Here is a 22,824-nt window from a genome sequence, read left to right as displayed (position 1 = left end):
CCTGGTAGGCGCCGGCCATCATCGCCACACCCGCCGTGCCCAGTCCCATGCCCCGGACCAGCAGGGTGATGATCTGGAGCAGGTCGCCGGTGCCGGACAGGGTGAACGGGATCGTCGCCGCGACAGTGACGGCCAGCCCGACCAGAACCAGGGGGCGGGCGCCGATGCGGCCGTTGAGCCGCCCGGCGATCAGCAGCGACAGGGCGGTGCCCACCCCCTGGGGCGAGCATGAGCCCGGTCTCGACCGTCGTCAGGCCGTGGACCTGCTCATCCCGCCACCAGGCTGATGATCGCGGTCTTCCGTGTTTGCAGGCATTTACTTCCGCAACTGCAGGTGGTTTTCTTCCGCGTTTGCACCACACGTTCGATGTCCAGACGCGCGTGGCCATGACGATCGAGCCCTCGGCACATGGGGTCACCACTGGCCGGGCCGTTGTACAGGAATAGGCTCTCGCCTCATATCCGGCCTTCTCCCGAGCCAGCCTTCTCGCTCGGCCTCGGCGATGCGGGCGATCAGGTTGTCGCTCGAACGGACGCTGACCAAAGCACTCGTGGAGATCGTCGTTGGGCTTGATCTCAGGCTTGAGTTCGCAAGCTCAGCAGGAGTAGTCCATCATCCAATCACCGGGCAGCTCGGTGCGGATCTGAGCGAGTGCTTCAGCGGTTCGGGCCCGGACCCAGATCCAGGTGCGCTGGTCATCCCGGACTATGAGGTCCGGGTCGGCAAACCAGCGGACGGCCGGAACCGTCGTCTGGGACGTCGGGTAGTGGCTTGGCTACCATCTGCGACCCTCTGAGCACTGAAATATGGTCAGCAGCAGTCGAGATGGGGCGCGATCAGGTGCGGGCTCGTCGTGAGCTGGCGCGTATACGAACCGGCCCCGGTTTGGGGCTGGGGGCCGTGGAAAGGTGGTCGACTGGGCTAGGCCGACCAGGAGGCGAGCAGGCGTAGGGACTCCTCGCTGGCGCTGCCCGGCTGCGCGTGGAACGTGTTGAGCCGCTGCCCGGAGCCGCCGGGCAGCTCAAACGTCTCGTAGTGCAGATCCAGCTCCCCCACCACGGGATGAGTGAAGCGCTTGCCGCCGTGAGTGCGTTCCTTGACGACCCGCCCTGCCCACAGCGACCGGAACCGCTCACTGCGGACCGACAGCTCGCCGATCAGGGCGGTCAGCTCCGGGTCGTCGGGATGGCGGCCGCTGGCCAGGCGGAGCTGGCCGACGGAGGACCGGAGGACCTCGTCTCGTTCGGCATACAGCTCGAGAGCGGCGGATTCGAGGAAGTTGTACCGGGCCGCGTTCCCGCCGCGGCGGCAGAGGCCGGGGAAGAGCGCGGCGCTGAGCCGGTTCCAGGCGAGCACGTCGAGCCGGTGATTGGTGACGAGGGCGGGAACGTCGTCCATCCGGTCGAGCAGCCCCGCCAGCTCGCGCCGCACCCCTCGCGCGGGCCTGGGCCGGCGGAGAGCCCGCCCGGCCAGGTCGAACAGGTGCGCCCGCTCGGCATCTGTCAGGTCCAGCGCCCTGGCCAGCGCCTCCATGACGGACGCAGACGGCTGGTCGGCCTTGCCCTGTTCGAGGCGTACGAGGTATTCGACGCTGATGCCAGCCAGTTCCGCCACCTCCTCGCGGCGCAGCCCGCGCACGCGCCTGCGCGGCCCGCTCGCCAGTCCCACGTCCTCGGGCGTGACCTCGCTCCTGCGGGCCTGGAGAAATGCCCCGAGTTCCCGATTCATAGCTCCAGTCTGCCGGTCGCGGCCGCGGCGAGCCTGCCCCTCCGAGTACCTGGATATCCGGAACCGTCTCCGGGCATAGTGCCCAGCATGTGTCATTCCACTGACAGCAGGCCGCCCGCACCGCCGATCCAGGGCGAGGTGGCCTCACACGAGCAGTTCGAGCTGACCGCCGCCGACGGCAACCGTTTCCTCGCCTACCGGGCCGAGCCCGCCGAATGGAACGGGCGGAGCGTGGTGATCATGCCTGACGTACGCGGGTTGCACCCGTTCTACAAGGACCTGGCGGTGCGGTTCGCCGAGGCGGGGTTCCGGACGATCGCGATCGACTATTTCGGCCGAACGGCGGGCCTCGGCGACCGCGGCGACGACTTCGACTACATGACCCACGTCAAGCAGCTGAGCAGCGACCAGGTCAGGGCGGACGTGCGCGCGGCCACCGAGGCGCTGGACGGGCCGGTCTTCACGGTGGGCTTCTGCATGGGCGGCGCCCAGTCGTGGCGGCAGGCCTTCGAGGGCAACGGCCTAGCCGGCGGCATCGGCTTCTACGGCGCCCTCCGGGCCATCCAGGAGACCCCGACCGGTCAGGGCGCGCCGATCCTGCTGCTCAGGGGCGGGGCGGACACGGCGTCGACGCCGGAGGAGTTCGACGCGTTCACGGCCGCGCTGGACCGGGTCGGCACCGAGCACGAGACCCACATATACGAGGGCGCGCCGCATTCGTTCTTCGACCGCACGTACGGCGAGTGGGCGGAGGCGTGCCAGGACGCCTGGCGCCAGATCCTGTCGTTCACCGAGCGCCATGCTCAATCCGGGGCTCAACCCAAGTAGGCGGCCCGGACCACCGGATTCTCCCTGATCTCGGCCGGTGTGCCGGTGGCGATCACCTTGCCGAGGTCGAGCACGACGATCCGGTCGCAGGTGTCCATGACGAAGCCCATGTCGTGCTCCACCAGCAGCACGGTCGTGTTCAGCGACCTGACCACCGCGCCGAGGCGGGTGGTCTGGCCGGCGTCCAGACCGGAGGTGGGCTCGTCGAGCAGCAGCAGCGCGGGCCGGTCGGCGAGGGCCCTGGCCAGCTCCACGAGCCGGCGCTGCCCGACCGGGAGCGCGGCGGCGTACGCGTCGCGCAGCCCGTCGACCCCACACAACCTCAGCACCTCGGTCACGCGCTCGCGCCGCTCGCGCTCGTGCCGCCGCCGGCCCGGCCAGCCGACCAGGTCGGCGGCGAGCCCGCCACCGCCGCCGTGCCAGTCGAGCGCGGCCAGCACGTTGTCGGCGACGGTGAGCCGGCCGAACACCTGGGTCCGCTGGAACGTGCGGCGCAGCCCGGCCCTGGCCCGCTTGACCGGCGACACCCCGGTGAGGTCCCGACCCGCCACGCTGACCCGCCCCGCGCTCGGTCTGCGCAGCCCCGACACGACGTCGAACAGCGTGGTCTTGCCCGCGCCGTTCGGCCCGATGACCCCGCAGACCTGCCCGGCGGCCACCTCGAACGACACCTGATCGAGCGCCCTGACCCCACCGAACGCCACCGACACGCCCTCGACGGCCAGCATGGTCACCTCACACCCAGGTAAGCGGCGGCCAGCCGTTCGCTGTCCACCTCGGAGCGGGGCCCAGCCCAGGTGACCCGGCCGAGCCGCATGAACGCCACCCGGTCGGCGATCGCCAGCGCCTCCGTGGCCTTCTCCTCGACCAGCAGCAGCGCCACCCCGCGCTCGCGCAGCTCGGCGAACACCTCGAAGATCTGCCGTACCACCAGCGGCGCCAGCCCGAGCGACGGCTCGTCCGCGATCAGCACCCTGGGCGGTCGGACGAGCGCCGGAGCAAGGGTGAGCAGCTGCTGTTCGCCGCCGGACAGCGCGCCGGCGAGCACGCCGCGGCGCTCGGCCAGCTGCGGCAGCCGGTCGTAGACGGGTTCGGGCCCAGGCAGCCAGGTCCGCAGGTTCTCCTCCACGGTGAGTCCAGGGAACACGCCGCGTCCTTCGGGCGCCAGCAGGATCCCGGCCCGTGCCCTGCGGTGGGCGGGCCAGGCGGTGACGTCCTGGCCGTCCAGCAGGATCCGGCCGGCGGTGATCGGCAGGTCTCCGGCGGCGGCCGCGCAGGTGGTGGACTTGCCCGCGCCGTTGGCGCCGAGCAATGCCACGACTTCGCCCGGGTGGACGGCCAGGTCCACACCACGCAGCACCGTGCAGTCCTGGTAGCCGGCGACGATGCCGTCCAGTGCGAGCAACGGCCGCGCGCCACCGGCCTGCGCTGGAACCGCCACGGCGCCACCCGCCACCGCTGGAACCGCCACGGCGCCACCCGCCACCGCTGGAGCCGCCACGGCGCCACCGGCTGCGGCTGGAACCGCCGCCGCGCCGCCCGCCGCCGCCCCGCCCGCCGCCGCCAGGACCACCGCCTGCTTGCGGGGGTGAGCCGGCGTGCTCTTCGCGAGGAGGCCGTGACGGAGCTCGGCCATCTGGGCGAGCACCCCGTCGGGGTGCTTGGCGAGGATCATGCCGCCGAGCCCGAACAGGATGGCCCCGACGTGCGCGGACAGATCCCAAGTGGACAGCAGCTCGGGCGTGACGACCGCGATGAGCCCGCCGAGCACCGCGCCGCCGATCCGGCGCACCCCCTGCAGCACCACCACGGCCAGCCACACGAAGCCGGCGAAGGCCGGCAGATCGGTGGCGGTGATCGAGCCCTTCGCGACCGCGAACAACACCCCGCCGAGGCCGGCGATCGCCGACGCCAGCACGAACAGCATGATCTTGGTGCGCGGCGCGGACAACCCGGACGTCGTTGCGGCGGCCGGAGCCGAGCGCACGGCCAGGATGGCCCGCCCGGACGCGGACCTCTCCAGGTTCCGCACCAGCAGTGCCACGCCCCCGATCAGCACGAGCAGCACCACCACCAGCACCCGCGGATCGGAGGTGTCGGCGAAGCCGAAGCCGAGCGCGGGCAGCGGCCACCCGATGGTCCCGTTGCTGAACGCGTCCACCTGGAACAACACCTGGTCGGCCAGCAATGCCAGGGCCAGCGTGGCGAGCGTCAGCACCCGCCCGCCCAGCCGCAGCGCGGGCAGCGCCACCAGCATGCCGACGGCGGCCGCCGCCAGCACTCCCAACAGGATCGCGACGAAGAACGGCAGCCCGGAGGAGAACGCCCATCCGCAGGTCAACGCCGCCATCGAGGCGAAGGCCGCCTGCGCCAGGTTGACCATGCCGCCGATCCCGGTCACCACCACGAACGAGCAGAAGATCAACGCCAGCACGAGCCCCTGCGCGGCGATCCCCACGTAGTACTCCGGCGCCACGAAGGTGAAGACCACCAGCACGACCAGGCCCACGGCCCAGGGCCGGCGCCGCCGCCAGGGTGACAGCCCGGCCAGGTGGTCGGGCGGCGGCGTGTCCTCGGCCGCGCTACCCGCGACCCGCTCGCGCGACCTGTTGAGCAACACGAGCCCGGCGAACAGCAGGATCACCGGCACGGCGGTACGCAGCCCGGTGACCTCCTCCAGGAAGTCGGTGTAACCGGCGACCAGGTTCTGCACCACGCCGAGCGCCAGCCCGGCGGCGAACGTCCAGGGAATCGACCGCAGCCGCCCGAACACCGCCGCCGTGGCCGAGGCGAACAACAACACCGTGTACGCCGTCGCGTCCAGCCCCAGCACCGACACCGCCAGCACCCCGGCAAGCCCCGCGAGCCCGGAGCCCAGCATCCAGGCCAGCGCCGAGGTGGCGTCGGCGTCGATGCCCCGCAGCGTGGCCAGGCGACGGCGGTCGACCGAGGCCCGCATGCGCAGCCCGTACGGGGTGTGCCGCATGAACGCCCACAGCCCGGCCGCCGCCACCGCCGAGAAGGCGAACGTGATGAGCTGGTCGGTGTCCAGGCGCACGCTCTGTGTGCCGAAGGGCACGTCGAACGCCACGGCCGGATGCGGCCCGACGCCGCGCGGCAGCGAGGTCGCGTCCGCGGCCGGCAGCCCGGCCAGGTCCACGACCAGCAGGCCCAGCGCGGGCAGCGCGATCGTCAGCCCGATCGTGGCGACGATCTGCGCCGTCTCCCCCGCCTGGGCGAGCCCGCGGAACATGGCCTTGTGCAGCACGTAGCCGAGCGCGGGCGCGAACAGCATCACCGAGATCAGCGCCGCCGACCACGCGGGCAGCCCGGCGGCCGTGGTGAGCTCGTAGAACAGCAGGGCGGACAGAAACCCGAGCGCGCCGTGGGCGAAGTTGAACACCCCGGTCGCGGCGTACGAGAGCGTCAGGCCCGACCCCATGATCGCGAAGATCGCCCCGGTGACCAGGCCGCTGAGCACATAGCCAAGGATCATTTGAGCGGCACGTTGTCGAAGCACTTCATGCTCTTGGCCACCTGAAAGGCGCCGTTCTCCAGCTTGACCAGGGCGCCGCAGCCGTTCGGCTCGCTGTGGTCCTTGGGGTACTGGATCCTGCCGAAGCCGGCGTTCTCGTAGGTGTACGAGCCGTTGCCCGTGGCCAGGAACTTCTCCCTGGTCAGGTCCTTGCCCGTCTTGTCGAGCATGTCGAGGAAGATGTCGGCGGCCCAGTAGCCGATCGCCAGGTGCTGGGTGAGCACCGTGCCGGGAGCGACCTTCTCGACGTCCTGCTTGAGCTGCGCGATCTCCGGCGCGCTCGACTCGAAGGGCTCGAACATCGGCGCGGCGATCACGCCCTCCAGGGCCTGCGCGCTCGCCGGGTCCTTGAGTATGGCGGCGTCGTAGCTGGTGGCGTCCGTGAGCACGCCCTTGTAGCCGGCGCGCTTGAGCGCCGAGTACAGGCCGACGTTGAACTTGGTGCCGGCGATCACCGAGACCACGATGTCCGGCGCCTCGCCGCCGTTCGAGGTCATGATCTTGTTGACGTACGGGAGCCAGTCGGGCGGCGGGGCGGCGGCCGGGAGGCCGGAGTTCACGCCGACCAGATTGAAGCCGGCCGCGGTGAACGATTGGGAGATCGTCGTGCCGCCGTACTTGCTGCCGCTGGAGTCGCTGGTCTGCACGTAGACGCTCTTTCCTTCGGCGCCGCCGAGCAGGTCGGCCATCTGGCGGCCCCACCAGGTCTGCGACCCGGCACCTTGCTTGGGCGCCAGGCAGCCGTTGTAGCCGAAGCCGGTCTTGGTGCCGCACCACTGCGGCCCCGTCGCCCAGCCGAACCACGGCACGCCCTGCTGCTCCAGGAAGGCGGCGCCGCCGAAGTTGGGCGCGTGCACCGGGACCAGGGCGAACGCCTGGTCCTTCTGCACGAGCTTCTTGGCCGCCGCGTCGCCCTTGGCCGCGTCCTGCCCGTCGTCCTCGGCCCCGGCGAACTCGATCTTCCGTCCGTGCACGCCGCCTTCGGCGTTGGCGCGCTCGAATCTGGCCTTGGCGCCGATCTCGGCGTCCTTGGTCGAGTACCCGCTGGCACTGGTCTTGGTCAGCACGCCGCCGACCTTGATCGTCGTGCCGGTCACGCCTGGCACGGCCGCGCCTTCCTGCTGAGTCGCGGCCTTCTGCTGGGCCGCGCACCCGGTGACGAGCAGCGCCACCGTGAGCGCCGCCGCCCCACCCCGCCGTACGATCATGATTGCCTCGCGATTTGGCCTAGCGCTCGCTTGGTTTTCCGCCAAGCGTAAATTCGCCCAGAAAGGGCGTCAACGGGCTACCTAGCAATCGCTTGCTTACAATTCGGTACCGGGGTTACCGTGTGGCGCATGTTGATGCGCGCGGCCGTGCTGACCGGGTTCCACGCTCCCATGGAGATCCGCGAAGTGGAGATCGCCGATCCGGGCCCGGGCGAGGTCCGCGTGCAGATCAAGGCGTCCGGGGTGTGCGGCTCCGACCTCAAGGCCATCGACGGCAAGAGCCCGGTGGTCGCCAGGCTGCCGTTCATCCTCGGACACGAGAGCGCGGGCGTGGTGGAGAGCGCCGGCGCGGGCGTCACCTCCGTCACGCCCGGCGACCACGTCATCATCTCGATGAACGGTCCCTGCGGCCGCTGCCGCCCGTGCGGCGCGGGCCGCTTCCACCTGTGTGCGGGCCCCGCCCGGCTGCCCACCATCATGGGCGGCCTGCCCAGGATCACCCTCGACGGCCAGGAGACGCGGCGCTTCATCGGCATCGGCTCGTTCGCCGAGTACGCGGTCGTGAGCGAGGCCATGTGCGTGAAGCTGCGCAAAGGTGTGCCGTTCGCCGCCGGGTGCCTGCTGGCCTGCGGCGTCGTGACAGGGGTCGGCGCGGTCCTGAACGTCGCCAAGGTCCCGCCCGGCGCCTCCGTCCTCGTCGTCGGCTGCGGCGGGGTGGGACTCAACGTCATCCAGGGCGCGGTGCTCGCGGGCGCGACCACGATCATCGCCGCCGACGTGGCCGAGCACAAGCTGAAGCTGGCCATGCAGTTCGGCGCCACCGCGACCCTCCTGGCCGGGGACCTGCCCAAGCAGGTGGCCGAGGTGGTGCCGGGCGGCGTCGACTACGCCTTCGACGCGACGGGGGTGCCCGGCGTGCTGGCGCAGGCGTTCGCCGCGACCCAGTCGGGCGGCACCACGGTCATGGTCGGCAGCCCTCCGTCGGGACGGCCGCTGGAGCTCGACCCGGGCCTGCTGTTCGCCTCCCGCCGCCTCATGGGCACCCAGGGCGGCGACGCCGCGCCGCACCGCGACCTGCCCATGCTGGCCGGTCAATACCTGAGGGGCCGCCTAGACCTCGACGGCCTCATCTCCGAACGCCTCCCGCTCGACCAGATCAACGAGGCCGTCGCCCACGTCCGTCAGGGGACCGTCGCCCGCACCGTGATCACGTTCTGACGCTATCCTGCCGACATGTCCTATCCCGAGCCGCGATACCTGGCTGAAACCGGTGAGCACAGCGGCGTCTTCCATACGGCCAACAGGCCGCCTGACCTGAAAATAGGCACTGGGACGCAGGTGCACTACCTCGGCACAGGCGGCTCGACCAACGGCGCGTTCGGCCTGTACCGGTGGGAGATGGGCCCGGCCCCGTCCGGCCCCGGTGCGCACTTCCACCGGACGATGACCGAGTCGTTCTACGTGCTGTCCGGCACCATCCGCCTCTTCAACGGCGACAAGTGGGCCGACGGCAAGCCGGGTGACTTCCTTTTCGTGCCGGAGGGCGGCGTGCACGCCTTCCGCAACGAATCCGGCGAGCCCGCGTCAATGCTGATCCTCTTCACCCCGGGCGCGCCCCGTGAGGCCTACTTCGAGGAGCTCGCCGACATCGTGGCCACCGGCCGCCAGCTCACCCCTGAAGAGTGGACCGACGTGTATCTGCGTCACGACCAGTACATGGTGTGACGTTCGTGCCCCCTCATCGCTAGACCCCCGCCCCAACGGGCTCCCGGCGCTCGGCGACCGGCTCGTCCTCCTCCTCGTGCCCCTCCACGGAGAGGTTCGGCAGGAGCCGGTCCAGCCAGCGCGGGCACCACCAGTTCCAGCGCCCGAGTATCACCATCGTGGCGGGCACCAGGAAACCGCGGATGATCGTGGCGTCCACCGCGATCGCCACCGCCAGCCCCACCCCGAACGTCTTCACCATGGCGTCCGGGTACGCGATGAACGCCACGAACACGGCCACCATGATCAGCGCGGCGGAGGTGATCACCCGGCCCGTCGAGCCGAGCCCTTCCGCCACCGCCCGCGCGTTGTCCCCATGCCGCGCGTACGCCTGCCGCACCGCCGTCAGCAGGAACACTTCGTAGTCCATCGACAGCCCGAACAACACCGCGAACAGCAGCAGCGGCACATAGCTCTCGACCGGCACCGAGAAGAAGATCGCCTGCAGGTAGGAGGAGTCCGCCGGCGGGTCCATGCCCACCAGCCCGCTGCCGAGCCCGAAGGAGAACACCAGCGCCAGCGAACCGAACGCGGCCCCGAGTGAGACCAGGTTCATCACCGCGGACTTGATCGCGACGACCGGCGCGCGGAAGGCCAGCAGCAGGAGCAGGGCGCTGAGCAGCACCACCACGCCGATGACCAGCGGAGTGCGCTCGGCCATGCGGTCACCCGCGTCGGTGAGCCCGGCGACCTTCCCGCCGACATGCACGTCGACGCCGGCCAGCGCGATGGCCCTGATGTCCCTGACGACGCCGGCCGCCCGGCTGTCGCTGGGAGCGTACTCCGTGACGGTCTGCAGCAGGACCGCGCGGCCGGAGGTGTTGACCTTGGGGTCGGCCACGTGCGCGACGCCGTCGACGGCCTTGACCTCGCGGGCGACCTCCGCCACGAGCGGGTCCTCCGCGCTCTCGACCTTGGACGGCAGCTCGGCGACCACGATGAGCGCGCCGTTGGCGCCGGGGCCGAAGCCCGTGGCCATCAGCTCGTACGCCCGCCGCGACTCCGAGCCCTGGGCGGCATACCCCTCGTCGAGCGGGCCCAGCTTGAGCCCGAGCGCCGGGGCCGCCAGCGCGCCCAGCACGGCCACGCTGGCCAGCAGCATCCCCCACGGCCGGCGCGCCACCCACGATCCCAGCCCGGCCCAGCCCGTGCCGGAGGCGCCGCCGCGCAGGAACGGCACCCTGAGCGCGTTGACGCGGTGGCCGAGCAGCCCGAGCAGGGCTGGGACGAGGGTGATCGAGGTGAGCACGGCGGCGACGACGGAGATGCCGGTGACCCAGCCGAGCGTGGCCAGCAGCGGGAAGCCCGCCAGCATCAGCGCGCTCAACGCGATGATCACCGTGCCGCCGGCGAAGACGACGGCCCCGCCCGAGCTCGCCACGGTGCGCCGTACCGACTCCACGACCGGCACGCCCTCGGCCAGCAGCCGGCGATGGCGGGACAGCAGGAACAACGCGTAGTCGATGCCGACGCCGAGCCCGATCATGGTGGCCATGATCCCGGCCTGCTTGGGCATGTCCACGACCCAGCCGAGCAGCCCGATCACCCCAAGCCCCGACGCCACGCTGACCAACGCCGCGAAGATCGGGATCACCGCGGCCACCAGAGTCCCGAACGCGAGCACCAACACCAAAAGCGCGCAGACCACGCCGATGATCTCGCTGGGGCCGGTCTCGATCTCCTTGCTGGCGGGGTTGGAGGCGTCGGCGGGCACCACCTCCAGCCCGGCGGCCCTGGCCGGATCCGCGGCCTTCGACAGCGCCTGAGTGGTCTCGGCGAGCGTGTCGGGGTCGTGGCCCTCCATACGGATCGCGATGAGGCCGATCTGCAGGTTGGAGGAGATGCCTCCCTTGCGGAAGGGCGTGTCCACCTGCACGACGTGCGGCATCGTCCGCAGGCGGTCAATGGAGCGCTCCACGGCCTGCTTACGCTGTTCCTCCATGAGGGAGCCGTCGGCGGAGTACAGCAACAACTGCACCGTGCCGCCCTGCGCGTAACCGGGGCCGAAACCCTCCTTCATGAGGTCGTGTGCGCGCTGCGCGTCGGTGCCAGGGATGCTCGCGTCGTTGCTTGTGGGGCTGCTGAACGCGAGGCTGGCGCCCATGAGAGCGGCGGCGGCGGCGACCCATAACGCCAGTACGATCGTGCCGTGCCGCGCGCACCAGCCGCCCAGCCGTCCCAGCAACCGCGTCATCGCTCTGCCCCCAACTCAACGGCCGTCCTGTACGGTCGTACAGGACCTACGATAAGCCGGGAATGTTACAGAACGCGGATCCGGCGGGAAACTGAGACGATGACCACAGCCGACGACACCCGCAGCCGCATCCTGGCGGCGGCCAGAGAGCTGTTCGCCGAGCGCGGCTACGCGGCCACGTCCCTGGCCGACATCGCCGCCGCCGTCGGCCTGACCAAGACCGCCGTCGCCTACCACTTCCACCCGAAGGACCGCCTGGCCGCCGAGCTGCTCTCGCCGGCGGCGGACGACATGCTCCAGCTCCTCGGCACCGACCACGCGAACCGGGCGGACTTCGTCGAGGCCCTGGTCTCGTTCGCGGTGCGCTACCGCTCCGTGATCCGCTTGTTCATGGAGGACCTGTCCGCCGACGACTCCGTCTCACCGGGCTCGAAGCGGGAGACGGTCAGGACGTTCAGGGACGAGATCCACGCCAAGCTCGTGGGCGACGATCCCGGACCGGACGTCCGGCTCAAGAGCTGGGCGCTGCTCGGCGCGCTGCTGTGGGGCGTGGTCAAGACCATGGACCTGCCCGAGGAGCAGGTGCGCACCGTCCTCCTCGAGTCCTGCCGCGCCTTCTAGATGCCGAGGATCTCCCGCTCGACGTGGTCGAGCGCGAGGCGTACCGCGCCCAGCGCCACCCCCTCGTCCCCGAACGTGGACGCGACCACCTCGGGCGCGCTCACGCACAGCTCGGCCAGGTGCCGACGGAGCGGTTCGAGCAGCACGTCGCCGGCCCGTGCGTGACCGCCACCGAGCACCAGCAGCTCGGGGTCGACGGCCAGAGCGAGCGCCGAGGCGCCGATCGCGAGCTTCTCCGCGTAGTGGTCCACCCGGCGCGCGGCTTCCCGATCACCGCTGAGCGCCGCCTCGAACACCGCCGCCGCCGAGGCCTCCTTCACCAGCTCGCGGGCGGCGTCCTCCCAGCCGACCTGGCGTAGTGTGCCGATCTCGCCCGCGGCGCCGTTGCGCCCGGGATGCAGCCGGCCGCCGATCAGGATGCCGGCGCCCGTACGGTGGCCGGTCAGGACGTACACGACGTCGGAGGCGTGTTGCGCGCTGCCGCGCCAGTGCTCGGCGAGCGCGGCGAGGTTGGCGTCGTTGGCGGCCAGCGCCGTGCCGCCGAACCAGCGCCCGGCCAGCAACGCCAGGTCCACCCCGGTCCAGCCGGGCAACGTGAGCGAGAGTGACACCCGGCCGGTGCGGTCCACGATGCCCGGAGTGCCGGCCGCCACCGCCCAGACCTGCTTGCGTGCCACGCCCGCGCCGTCCACGCACGCCAGCGACGTACGCCGGGCTGTCTCCAGCCGCTCGGGCGCGGTGGCGGCGCCGGAAACGCCGGCCCGCCGCCAGGCGATCACGTCGCCGTTGAGATCGGCCAGCGCCACCACGATGCCGTCGCCGCCGACCTCCACGCCCACCACGTGGCCGGCGTCCGCCCGGAACCCGAACCGCCGCGCGGGCCGCCCCATCACGCCCTCGTCGGGCGGCATCTCCCTGACGTAGCCGCGCTCGCCCAGCTCGTCGAGCACCGCCTCCACCGTCTGCCTGGACAACCCGGTGATGCGACCGAGCTGCGTCAGCGTGGCCACGCCCGCGCGCCGCAGGGCCCTGAGTGTGGCCTGGGTGTTCACCTTGCGCAGCAGCGACGCGTCACCGGGCCGGAGCTCGGTCAACTTATGAGACCCTTTGCCATAATTACCCTCTTGACCGCTACCAGCCAGGATCCTAGCATCGGCCGACATACGTGAATTGGTTACATAAGTGGAGGCGCAATGGTCACTCTCGCCATCATCGGCGCGGGTTCGCGGGGGACCTCCTATGCCCGTCACGCCGTCGCGACCGGCCGGGCGCGCGTGGTCGCCGTGGCCGATCCGCTGGACGGCCGTCGCGGCAGCTTCCCCGACGCCGAGCAGTACGCGGACTGGCGCGAGTTGGCCGCGCTCCCCCGCCGGGCGGATGCCGTGATCATCGCCACCCAGGACCGCGATCATGTCGAGCCCGCGGTGCGCTTCGCCGAGCTCGGCTACGACATCCTGCTGGAGAAGCCGATGGCGGTCTCCGAGGACGACTGCCGGGCCGTCGTGGCGGCGGCCGAGCGATCTGACGCCATCTTCGCGGTCTGCCACGTGCTGCGGTACACGCCGTACACGCGGGCGTTGAAGGCGCTGGTCGACTCCGGCCGGATCGGCGAGATCGTCAGCATCCAGCACCTGGAGCCGGTGGGCTGGTGGCACCAGGCGCACTCATACGTGCGGGGCAACTGGCGGCGTACGGACGAGTCCACGTTCATGCTGCTCGCCAAGTCCTGCCACGACCTGGACTGGCTGGTCCATCTGACCGGCAGGCAGGTCACCCGCGTCTCGTCGTTCGGCGGGCTCCACCACTTCCGCCCCGAGAACCGGCCCGCCGGCGCGGCCGACCGCTGTCTGGACTGCGGGGTGGAGCCGGAGTGCCCGTACTCGGCCAAACGCATCTACCTGCCGCGGGCCGGACGGGCGGAATGGCCGCTGAATGTGCTCACGGACGACGTGTCCGAGGAGGGCGTGCTCGAAGCGCTCAGGACCGGCCCGTACGGCAGGTGCGTGTACGCCTGCGACAACGACGTGGTCGATCACCAGGTCGTGAACATGGAGTTCGAAGGCGGCACGACGGCGTCGTTCACCATGACCGCCTTCACCCCGTCGCTGCACCGGCAGACCCGGATCTTCGGCACCCGCGGCTGGATCGAGGGCGACGGCGACCGCCTGACCGTCTTCGACTTCGTCACCGGCGAGTCGGAGATCTTGGAGACCCGTCCCACTGGAGACGCGACTGCCCGCGGCGGTCACGGGGGTGGTGACGAGGCGCTGGTCGAGGCGTTTCTGGCCGCGGTCGCCACGAGGGACCGCGGGCCGATCCTCTCCTCGCCGGCCGAGAGCCTGCACAGCCATCTCATCGCCTGGGCCGCCGAGAGATCCCGCAGGCACGGGGAGACCGTGACGGTGGAAGGAGCCCTCCGCTGAGGAGGTCTTTACTCGCCGGAGATCGGGCCGGTCGGGATTTCCGAAGGTTCCGTGGGGTCGGGGCCTGACTGGCCCTGCAGGCCCACGACGATCAGCACCGCGGTCCCCGGCGCCGCGCAGGTCCCCGGCTGGACGCTCTGGCTGAGAATCATCCCCACGCGCGACTCGTCCTCCACCACCTGGCCCTGGAACCGCACCGTGAACCCGGCCGCCACCAGCGCGCCCTGCCCGTCCTCGCGGCTCTTGCCCACGACGGACGGAACGGCGGCGCCCTTGCGGGCCACCGTGAGCGCCACCGGGGCGCCGCCTGCCACCCGTTTCCCGGCCTGGGGCTGCGTGCCGAGCACCCGTCCGTTCGGCTGGTCCGAGCAGGTACGGGTGACGGTGCCGACGGCGAGGCCGGCGCCGGTCAGTGCGGACTCGGCGGCCTTGCGCTGGAGCCCGACCACGGACGGCACGGCCAGTCCCGCCGACACCTGCAGCGAGACCGTGCTCCCCTTGGGCACCACCGCGCCGGAGGCGGGCTTGCTGCTCAGCACCTGGCCGATCTTCTGCGGCGCGTCGACCTGGGAAACCGGCCCGGCCACCAGCCCGGCCCGGGTGATGGCCTTGATCGCCTTGGCCCGATCCAGTCCGGCCAGCTCCGGCACAGGGATCGTCACCGGCCGCGCCACCGGCGGGTCGACGGGTGGCTTGCGGGCCTCCTGCGTCTCCTTGGGTTTGGCCGGGGACGACTTCTCGGCGGCGGGCTTTGACGCCTCGGGCTGCGATTGCGCGGGCGTGGCCGGTCCCGCCGCCTGTGAGGCGGGCCCGTTCTTGTTCAGGGTGGGGACGATCACGAGGAACAGGACGGCGGCGGTCACCAGCAGGGCTGCGCAGACCGCGACGGCCGCCCGCGACCAGCCGCTCCTGCCTGCTCCGAAGCCGTCCGAGTCGACGGTCCGCACACCGTCGCCGCCCGCCGCCGGCGTGGAGCCAGAGTCGGACGCCGCCCCGGAATCGGACAGCGGCCCGGAATCGGACGCCGCCCCGGAATCGGACAGCGGCCCGGAATCGGACGGCGGCCCGGAATCGGACGCCGTCACAGGAACGGGCGAGGACCGGGGGGTGGGGTCGGAGTCCGGGTCGGTGGGCTGGTCGTCGGTGTCGGCTCCGCGCGGCAGCACGTACCCTCCGGGCACCCCGGTGGCCTCCGGCTCAGCAATGGGAGTCCGGGGCTCGGGGACCAGGGGCGGGGTGACCCGCAGGACGTGCGGCGGCGGCGTGCCGAGCACCTCGGCCGGCACCTGATCCGACTGGCCCAGCAGCTCGAACAGCAGCTCCCGGCTGGTAGGCCGGTTCCTGGCGTCCTTGTCCAGGCAGGACTCGACCAGCCGCCGCAGCCGCCCCTCCAGCAGCCCCAGCTCCGGCGGCGCCGTCAGGATGCGGTGCAGCACCGGCGCCACCGAGTCCTGCCCGAACGGCGCCGTGGCGTTGGCCGCGAAGCACATCGTCGCGCCCCACGAGAACACGTCCGCCTTCCCGGTGACGGCCGACGCCGTGATCTGCTCGGGCGCCATGTACGCGGGCGTCCCCACGCCCCGGCCGCTCACCGTGGCCGCCGCGTCCAGCGCCCTGGCCAGGCCGAAGTCGATCACGCGCGGCCCGTCCGAGCCGAGCAGCACGTTCTGGGGCTTGAAGTCCCGGTGGACGATACCCGCGCGATGGATGGCCGCGATCGCGGTCGCGGTGCTGACCGCCAGGCGCTCCAGCGCGCCGCCGCGCCGCGGCCCGGTGAGCGCGACCTCCCTGGCCAGCGAGGGTCCGTCGACGTATTCGCTCACGATGTACGCCCGGCCCTCGTCGAACCCGGCGTCGATCACCTGGGCCGTGCAGAACCTGGCCACATGCTTGGCCAGCTCGACTTCCCGTAAGAACGCCGCCGGCTCGTCCCCCACCGGCCCATGCAGCAGCTTGACCGCGTACGTCTCCCCGCCCCTGGAACCGAGGAAGACCGCGCCTTGACCGCCCTCACCCAGACGCCCGGAAAGCTCGTACTCGCCGAGTCGCTGCGGATCCCCCGTTCTGAGCGGCTGTGCCGTTGGCACGGGGCGCCTCCCCTCGCCGCCACCCCACTCCTGCTTTCTACTGAAAGCAACGGGTCGCCAACAGTCAACGGTGCGCAGGGCAATCGCGGCCTGACCGTGACACAGCGGGTCAAGAGGTGCGCGTAACCGTGCCGGAATACGTCACTTCGTCCTTACCTTGGCGCGTCACCTTGATGGCCATTTGGTCGGCGTACGACGTCGGGAGCATCCGCAACGTCCCCGGATAGCACTCCTCGCCCACGACCTGATCGAGTGCGAACACCATCCCGGTCCCCGTCCGCCCCAGCCGCCCCGAGCAGTGCAGGTCCGATCCCCATCGCATGGCCCCGCCGTCGGCGCCCAGGCGCAGCTCGACGGGGAAGACCCGCTGGGCGGTGAAGTGCTCGGCAGAGCCCGTCCACGTGCCCTCCAGCCCGGGACCCTGCGCGGCGCGCAGCCAGAACACGAAGCCGGCCACCCCCATGGCCACCCCGGCCGCCGCCACTCCCACCTGCCAGGCCCTGGGCCGCCGTCTGGAGCGCTCCGGCTGCGGCGAGGAGCGGGTGACCGCGGGGAAGCTGGTGGTCGGATCGGGATCCGTGACCGATCCATCGGTGGTCGAGACACCCGCGCCGAGCCCGCCCGGCGCCGAGCCGACGGCCGCGGACAGCCCGGAGACGGCGGCGGGCGCCGGCCCAGAGGGGGCGAGCGTGGGGGTGAAGCGCGGGAGGGCGGCCATCGCGCCCGACGACAACACGTCGTCGCCTACCGCGTCCTGCCCCAGCAGCAACCGCAGCACTTCCTCGGCGTCCGGCCGGTCCCCCGGCTCGGGCGCCAGGCAGGCCTCCACGATCTCGCGCAGCCGCCCGCTCAGCGGCCCCAGGTGCGGCTTCCCGTACAGGATCCTGGCCAGGACCTCCTGATAGGTGTCCGCCGTGTACGAGTGCCGCCCGGTCGCGGTGTACGCGACGGTCAGCCCCCACGCCCACAGGTCGGCGGCGGGCCCGGCGGGCTCGCCCTTGATGCGCTCGGGCGGCAGGTACGCCGGCGTCCCGACGGGGATCTGGCTGGTGGTCGCGGTGGTGGTGTTGACCAGCCGGGACACGCCGAAGTCGATCACCCGCGGCCCGTCGAGCCCGAGCAGCACGTTGCCCGGCTTGAAGTCCCGGTGCACGACCCCGGCCCGGTGGATGGCGCCCAGCGCGGTGGCGGTGCCGATGGCCAGGCGTTCCAGGGAGCCGCCCTGCCGCGGCCCCTTGGCGAGCACGTGTTGCTGGAGGGATGGGCCCTCGACGTACTCGCTGACCAGGTAGGGCCGGTCCCCTTCGAGGTCGGCGTCGAGCAGCTGGGCCGTGCAGAACGCCGCCACCCTGCGTACCGCTTCCAGCTCACCGAGGAACCGGCGGCGCACGTCGGGATCGCCGGACAGGCTGGCGTGCAGCAGCTTGATCGCGACCTGCGCCCCCTGCGGCGAGTGGCCGAGGTAGACGACGCCCTGGCCACCCTGGCCGAGCCTGCGCGACAACCGGTACGACCCCAGCTGGCGCGGGTCATCGGTACGTAGCTCGGACATATTCCGGCATTATGCCGCCCATTAGATCAAGCGCGCGTAATCATCGAGGATCGGCAGTACCTCATCTGCCGGGCCGCTGGGCAGCGTGGCCACCGCCTCCTCGATGCCGAGCCCGGTGAAGTAGTCGAGCTTCTCCCTGGTCGGCCGCGTGCCGAACGGGATCACCTCGGCCATCGGCCGCTCCGCCTTCTCGCACGCCTCGCGCAGCGCCGGCAGCGCGGCCTTGATGCCGGCGCCGCCGATCGGCATCCAGCCCTCGGCGTACTCGGCCACATGGGCGAACAGCTTCGGCCCCGCGGCGCCGCCCACGTACACAGGCGGGCCGTTGCGCGGCTTCGGCCAGGACCAGGACGGCTCGAACCCGTCGAACGAGCACACGTCGTCACGCCAGAGCGCCTGCATGGCCAGCACGTTGCTGCGGGCGATCTCGCGGCGGCGGCCGTACGGGACGCCGTGGTTCTCGATCTCCTCGACGTTCCACCCGAAGCCGACGCCGACCGCGACGCGCCCGTCCGACAGGTGGTCGAGCGTGGCGATGGCCTTGGCGGTGACGATGGGGTCGCGCTGGGCGGCGAGCAGGACGCCGGTGCCGACGCGCAGCCGGCGGGTCGCGGCGGCGGCGAAGGACAGGGCGACGAGGGGGTCGAGCGTGCGCTTGTATTCCTCGGGCAGCTCGTCCTGGCCGGCGGCGGGCGGCGTGCGGCGCGAGACCGGGATGTGGGTGTGCTCCGGCACGTAGAGGGAGTCGAAGCCGCGTTCCTCGGCCGCCCTGGCCAAGTCGCCGATCGGCATGGACATGTCGGTGACGAACATCGTGACACCCAGCCTCATGCGACCTCCTCGTAGTTAACCAAGCGATTGCTCGGCTAAGATTTCCAGAGTACCTTGCGTAGGAACCGTCCGCGGAAAGAGGTCCCCGGTGAAGTTTTCCATCTTCCTGAATCCGCAGATTCCAGGCTCTGGATATGCAGCCGAGGAGAACGCCAAGGCCAAACGTCCCATCGGGCGGGACACGGAGTCGTACCAGAAGCTGCTGCACGAGGTCCGGGAGATAGCCGTCCACGCCGACCAGCTCGGGTTCGACGCGCTGATGATGACCGAGCATCACTTCCATTCCGAGGGCATGGAGTTCTCGGTCAATCCGTTGATGTTCCTCACCGACCTCGCCGCCCGTACCGAGCGGATCCTGCTCGCGCCGCTCGGCATGGTGCTGCCCGCCTGGGACCCGATCAGGGCGGCCGAGGACGTGGCGCTGCTCGACCAGTTCTGCAAGGGGCGGCTGCGGCTCGGCGTGGCCCGCGGCTACCAGAACCGCTGGATGAACGTCCTGGGCCAGCGCTGGCACGCGGCCGCCGCCCGCTCGGACGGCTCGGCGTCCGACACCCGGAACTTCGACGTCTTCGGCGAGGTTCTGAAGATCATGAAGCTGGCATGGACGGAGGAGACCCTGCGGTACAAGTCCGACGTGCTCGACTACCAGGTGCCCTATCCGTACGAGGGCATCGAGGGGTGGCCGGCCGTCGAATGGACCCGGACCTTCGGCGCGCCGGGCGAACTGTCCGAGGACGGGAAGGTGCAGGCCGTCTCCGTCTGCCCCAGGCCGTACCAGAACCCCTATCCCGAGCTGTGGCAGCCGTTCACGATCTCGGACCGGTCGGTCATCAGGGCCGCTCAGGAGAACATCCTGCCGTGGATGTTCACCCCCAATCCCGACGACCACGCCGCCAAGGCCAAGCTGTACCAGGAGGAGTCCGCCAAGCAGGGCCGCCACTACAAGCTGGGCGAGCACACCGGCATCCTGAAGATCGTCGGGATCGCGGACACCACAGAGCAGGCGATCAACACCTTCGGCCGCAGCATCCCCAAGGACTTCGCCGCCTTCTTCGGCCCCTTCGGATATCTGGAGGTGCTGCGGAAGAAGGAGGACGAGAAGCACAAGCCCATCTCCCCGGAGAAGGGCGACGCCAAGCGCATGAACGACGTCGAGATGGCCCTGTTCGGCACGCCCGACGACGTCAAGCGCGGCATCCAGCGCATGCTCGACCGGATGCCGGACCTGGAGTGGTTCGGGCTCTACATGCAGGGACAGCAGGGTGTGCTGCCGCTCGACACGGTCAAGCGCAACCTGGAGCTGTTCGCCACCAAGGTCGCGCCGGAGTTCCGATGAAAATCTGGCTGGGGGCCTCGTTCGTCGACGCCGACCAGTTCGTGGAGCTGGCGCGGGCGGCCGAGCGGTGCGGATTCGACACGCTGACGCTGTCGGACCACCTGTTCTACGCCGACTTCGCCACGCCGTACCCGTACTCGCGGTCGGGGCGGCCGCGATGGGACGCCAAGACGCACTGGCCGGACGTGTGGGTGACGATCGGGGCGATGGCCGCCGTCACCACGTCCCTGCGCTTCTCACCGAACGTCTACATCGCACCCGCCCGCGACCTGTTCACCGTGGCCAAGCAGGTGTCCACGGCGGCGGTGTTGTCGCGGGACCGAGTGACGTTCGGGGTGGGCGTGGGGTGGTGCAAGGAGGAGTTCGTGGCCACGGGTCAGGACTTCCACACGCGGGGGCGGCGGCTGGACGCCATGCTCCCGTTGCTGCGCTCGCTCTGGGCGGGCGAGACGGTCAGCCTGGACGGCCTCCCGCCCCTGTCGATCTCGCCGACCCCTGCCCAGCGGATCCCGGTGTACGTGGGCGGCGACAGCGAGGCGGCCCTGCGGCGCGCGGCCCGCGCGGGCGACGGCTGGATCGGCAACCGCATCTACACGGAGGAGCAACTCGACCCCGTCCTCGACACGCTGCGACGGCACCTGGACGAGAACGGCAGGACCGGGCCGTTCGACATCATCGCGCCGCTGGCCGTGCTGCCGGACGCGGACACCTACCGCCGCTTCGCCGCCAAGGGCGTGACCGGCACGCTGGCCGCCCCGTGGTGGCTGGCCACCCCCGAGGAGAAGGCACGGTACGGCGAGGGCACGCTCGACCTCAAGATCGCCACCATGGAGCGCTTCGCCGAGGAGGTCGTCGCCAAGCTCTGACCCGACAGGGTCAGGAAGATGGGAGGCCTAGCTCCGTCATGAGCGTGTCGACCAGGTCGAGCGGCGGCTCCGTCACCACCCCGACGCGGGCCAGCGCCGCGAGCCCCAAGTAACCGCCGTACCCGGCCAGCACCCGCCGGCGGGCCTCCGCCGGCGGGTGCCCGGCCTCCTCCAACGTGGCCTGCATGTACGCCAGCCGCCGCTCGCTCACCCGTCGTGCCACCGCGCCCACCACCGGATCGTCGGCCTCGCTGATCAGCCGGAACGAAACGGCCGCGTCTCGCCCGTCCCCCAAGGCCCGTTCGAGCAGCGTCCGCATGCGCGCCAGCGGATCACGCACCATCTCCAGCCCAGCGATGATCTCCTCGGTCTCGGCCTCCCAGCGCCGCAGCGCCGCCTCCACCAGTGCCTGCCGGTTGGCGAAGTGCCAGTAGAAGCTGCCCTTCGACACGCCCAGCCGCACCGCCACCGGCTCCACGGCGACGGCCGCGAGCCCGCCTTCCGCCAGTGCGTCCAGCGCGGCCCGCGCCCAATCATCCGCGTTCAACCGACCCACCCGCCCAGCCTGCCATACGGCACCGTATAGTCGGCACCATACGCATCCGTACGGAGAGGTGGCCCATGTCCACGCTTGCCGATCGGCTCATCCCCCACCCCGACGCCGCCGAGCGCCACTCCATCGTGATCAACGCCTCGCGCGAGCGTGTCTGGGACGCCCTCACGCACCTGCGACCGTCGGACGTCCGCCTCGCCAAACCGCTCTTCACCGCCCGCGCGCTGGTCTCGCGTTCACGCGGCGGTCAGCCCCATCCCGGCGTGTCCGCCTTCACGCTCCTGGCCGAGGAGCCGGGCCGCGAGGTGGTGCTGGGCACGATCGGCCAGTGGTGGCGCCTGGGCCGCGGCGAGGACACCCCCGCGATCACCACCGCCGGCGACTTCGACGCCTTCGACCGTCCGGGCTACGCGAAGGGGACGTTCAGCTTCGTGCTGGAGGAGGCGGACGCGGGGCGCATGCGACTGGTGACCGAGACCCGTGTCCTGGCCACGAGCCCGGCCGCACGACGGGCCTTCCTGCGGTACTGGGTGGTGATCCGCCTCGGCAGCGGGCTGATCCGCCACCTCATCCTGTCCGCCGTCCGCGCCCGCGCCACACAAGCACCCTAGGCGTCCGGCCCGTCGGTGAGGTTCTTCATGATGCGCCGCAGCATGTCCGTCACCTGCGCCACCTCCTCCCGCAGCTCACCGACGTTCCCGGCCACTTCTCCTGGACGATGAGCGTGCCCGGACCCCGGCCCGATGGCGTGCCACCCGCCGGTCTGCACCGGCTCGCCATGGACACGGTGCGGGGCTGGCACGAGGGCGTCCAGCGCATCGTGCGCGAGGCGGATGCCGAGGCGACGTTCGTGTTGCAGGTTCACTCGGCCCAGCGGGTGGAGCCGTGGGACGAGCCCGCCGTCACGCTGGTCGGGGACGCGGTCCACAGCATGAGCCCCGGACGGGGCGAAGGGGCGAACGTGGCGCTTCGCGACGCGTGGGAGCTGCGCGAGGTGCTCGCCGCGACGGCCGGCGGGCAGCGGCTTGGCGCGGCGAAGGGCCGTTATGAGCACCGAATGCTCGACTACGCCTTCGCCGCAGTGGAGGCGTCACGAGAGAACCCCTTCGCCCCACGCCCCACCGGTTGACAACACCCGCCCCGCCAGGCGGAAAGAGGACGGCGCGCGCGCCATGCAGGCGGCGCAGTCCGCGTGCGCAGACGGGCCGGCGCCCCACCCAGGCGGACCGATGCGTACGCCAAACAGACCGATGGCGCAGGCCGACGGCACGGGGTGGGTGGGCCGACGGGGTGGGTG

At 71.3% G+C, this 22,824-nt stretch carries 19 protein-coding genes; 9 read left to right on the top strand and 10 right to left on the bottom strand.

The features are described 5' to 3' along the window. Positions 1-922: 922 nt before the first annotated feature. The gene (locus tag ACTWPT_RS13640; protein WP_443177707.1) at positions 923-1,729 is read right to left on the bottom strand and encodes a helix-turn-helix transcriptional regulator; all 807 of its coding nucleotides are present in this window, start codon (positions 1,727-1,729) and stop codon (positions 923-925) included. A gap of 87 nt (positions 1,730-1,816) precedes the next feature. Here ACTWPT_RS13640 and ACTWPT_RS13635 point away from each other — a divergent pair, with 87 nt between their 5' ends. Next, entirely contained in the window at positions 1,817-2,557 is a 741-nt protein-coding gene (locus ACTWPT_RS13635) for a dienelactone hydrolase family protein (RefSeq protein ID WP_443177706.1), read from the top strand. Here the strand turns inward: ACTWPT_RS13635 and ACTWPT_RS13630 are convergent. The 3 genes from ACTWPT_RS13630 to ACTWPT_RS13620 are packed head-to-tail and all read right to left on the bottom strand — an operon-like array spanning position 2,545 to position 7,300. Then, on the bottom strand, positions 2,545-3,285 hold the full coding sequence (locus ACTWPT_RS13630; protein ID WP_443177705.1) for an ABC transporter ATP-binding protein: 741 nt from the start codon (positions 3,283-3,285) through the stop codon (positions 2,545-2,547). The two genes, ACTWPT_RS13635 and ACTWPT_RS13630, sit on opposite strands and share 13 nt — an antisense overlap. A gap of 2 nt (positions 3,286-3,287) precedes the next feature. After that, entirely contained in the window at positions 3,288-6,053 is a 2,766-nt protein-coding gene (locus tag ACTWPT_RS13625) for an ABC transporter permease subunit (RefSeq protein WP_443177704.1), read from the bottom strand. Further along, positions 6,050-7,300, bottom strand: a complete 1,251-nt coding sequence (locus tag ACTWPT_RS13620; RefSeq protein WP_443177703.1) for an ABC transporter substrate-binding protein — start codon at positions 7,298-7,300, stop codon at positions 6,050-6,052. The genes ACTWPT_RS13625 and ACTWPT_RS13620 overlap by 4 nt, the downstream gene beginning before the upstream one ends. A gap of 129 nt (positions 7,301-7,429) precedes the next feature. Here ACTWPT_RS13620 and ACTWPT_RS13615 point away from each other — a divergent pair, with 129 nt between their 5' ends. After that, positions 7,430-8,518 (top strand): alcohol dehydrogenase catalytic domain-containing protein, encoded by a 1,089-nt coding sequence (locus tag ACTWPT_RS13615; RefSeq protein WP_443177702.1) that lies wholly within the window; start codon positions 7,430-7,432, stop codon positions 8,516-8,518. Positions 8,519-8,533: 15 nt separating this feature from the next. Beyond that, complete coding sequence (locus ACTWPT_RS13610; protein ID WP_443177701.1) at positions 8,534-9,025, top strand: cupin domain-containing protein; 492 nt, start codon at positions 8,534-8,536, stop codon at positions 9,023-9,025. A 19-nt stretch (positions 9,026-9,044) separates the two neighbouring features. Here the strand turns inward: ACTWPT_RS13610 and ACTWPT_RS13605 are convergent, their stop codons facing one another. Then, complete coding sequence (locus ACTWPT_RS13605) at positions 9,045-11,258, bottom strand: MMPL family transporter (protein ID WP_443177700.1); 2,214 nt, start codon at positions 11,256-11,258, stop codon at positions 9,045-9,047. Positions 11,259-11,357: 99 nt separating this feature from the next. Between ACTWPT_RS13605 and ACTWPT_RS13600 the strand changes: the two genes are divergently transcribed. Beyond that, positions 11,358-11,879 carry a TetR/AcrR family transcriptional regulator gene (locus ACTWPT_RS13600; protein WP_443177699.1) on the top strand — a complete coding sequence of 174 codons (522 nt, stop codon included), beginning with the start codon at positions 11,358-11,360 and terminating at the stop codon, positions 11,877-11,879. Here ACTWPT_RS13600 and ACTWPT_RS13595 read toward each other — a convergent pair. Continuing rightward, the gene (locus ACTWPT_RS13595) at positions 11,876-12,973 is read right to left on the bottom strand and encodes an ROK family transcriptional regulator (RefSeq protein ID WP_443177698.1); all 1,098 of its coding nucleotides are present in this window, start codon (positions 12,971-12,973) and stop codon (positions 11,876-11,878) included. The two genes, ACTWPT_RS13600 and ACTWPT_RS13595, sit on opposite strands and share 4 nt — an antisense overlap. Before the next feature lie 99 nt (positions 12,974-13,072). Here ACTWPT_RS13595 and ACTWPT_RS13590 point away from each other — a divergent pair, with 99 nt between their 5' ends. Continuing rightward, a complete protein-coding gene (locus ACTWPT_RS13590; protein WP_443177697.1) occupies positions 13,073-14,302 on the top strand; it encodes a Gfo/Idh/MocA family protein in 1,230 nt (409 codons plus the stop codon). A gap of 8 nt (positions 14,303-14,310) precedes the next feature. Here the strand turns inward: ACTWPT_RS13590 and ACTWPT_RS13585 are convergent, their stop codons facing one another. From ACTWPT_RS13585 to ACTWPT_RS13575, 3 genes are all read right to left on the bottom strand, one after another. Then, a complete protein-coding gene (locus ACTWPT_RS13585; protein ID WP_443177696.1) occupies positions 14,311-16,389 on the bottom strand; it encodes a protein kinase domain-containing protein in 2,079 nt (692 codons plus the stop codon). Between the two features lie 109 nt (positions 16,390-16,498). Continuing rightward, positions 16,499-17,941, bottom strand: coding sequence for a serine/threonine-protein kinase (locus ACTWPT_RS13580; protein ID WP_443177695.1), 1,443 nt, complete (start codon positions 17,939-17,941; stop codon positions 16,499-16,501). Positions 17,942-17,962: 21 nt separating this feature from the next. Further along, complete coding sequence (locus tag ACTWPT_RS13575; protein ID WP_443177694.1) at positions 17,963-18,772, bottom strand: LLM class F420-dependent oxidoreductase; 810 nt, start codon at positions 18,770-18,772, stop codon at positions 17,963-17,965. Positions 18,773-18,860: 88 nt separating this feature from the next. On the opposite strand from ACTWPT_RS13575, the gene ACTWPT_RS13570 reads away from it, so the two are divergent. Both ACTWPT_RS13570 and ACTWPT_RS13565 read left to right on the top strand, forming a co-directional pair. Continuing rightward, a complete protein-coding gene (locus ACTWPT_RS13570; RefSeq protein ID WP_443177693.1) occupies positions 18,861-20,108 on the top strand; it encodes an LLM class flavin-dependent oxidoreductase in 1,248 nt (415 codons plus the stop codon). Beyond that, positions 20,105-20,974 carry a TIGR03619 family F420-dependent LLM class oxidoreductase gene (locus tag ACTWPT_RS13565; protein WP_443177692.1) on the top strand — a complete coding sequence of 290 codons (870 nt, stop codon included), beginning with the start codon at positions 20,105-20,107 and terminating at the stop codon, positions 20,972-20,974. Before ACTWPT_RS13570 ends, ACTWPT_RS13565 begins: the two co-directional genes overlap by 4 nt. 10 nt (positions 20,975-20,984) lie before the next feature. Here ACTWPT_RS13565 and ACTWPT_RS13560 read toward each other — a convergent pair whose 3' ends face one another. Next, positions 20,985-21,521, bottom strand: a complete 537-nt coding sequence (locus ACTWPT_RS13560; RefSeq protein WP_443177691.1) for a TetR/AcrR family transcriptional regulator — start codon at positions 21,519-21,521, stop codon at positions 20,985-20,987. 74 nt (positions 21,522-21,595) lie between these two features. Here ACTWPT_RS13560 and ACTWPT_RS13555 point away from each other — a divergent pair, with 74 nt between their 5' ends. Both ACTWPT_RS13555 and ACTWPT_RS13550 read left to right on the top strand, forming a co-directional pair. After that, a complete protein-coding gene (locus ACTWPT_RS13555; RefSeq protein ID WP_443177690.1) occupies positions 21,596-22,138 on the top strand; it encodes a hypothetical protein in 543 nt (180 codons plus the stop codon). 107 nt (positions 22,139-22,245) lie between these two features. Next, entirely contained in the window at positions 22,246-22,656 is a 411-nt protein-coding gene (locus ACTWPT_RS13550; RefSeq protein WP_443177689.1) for an FAD-dependent oxidoreductase, read from the top strand. Positions 22,657-22,824: the final 168 nt, after the last annotated feature.

The sequence above is a fragment of the Nonomuraea sp. 3N208 genome, assembly GCF_052245935.1.
GTDB lineage: Bacteria > Actinomycetota > Actinomycetes > Streptosporangiales > Streptosporangiaceae > Nonomuraea.
Note: the sequence above shows the minus strand (reverse complement) of the source record. Positions and strands in the feature narration are given on the sequence as shown.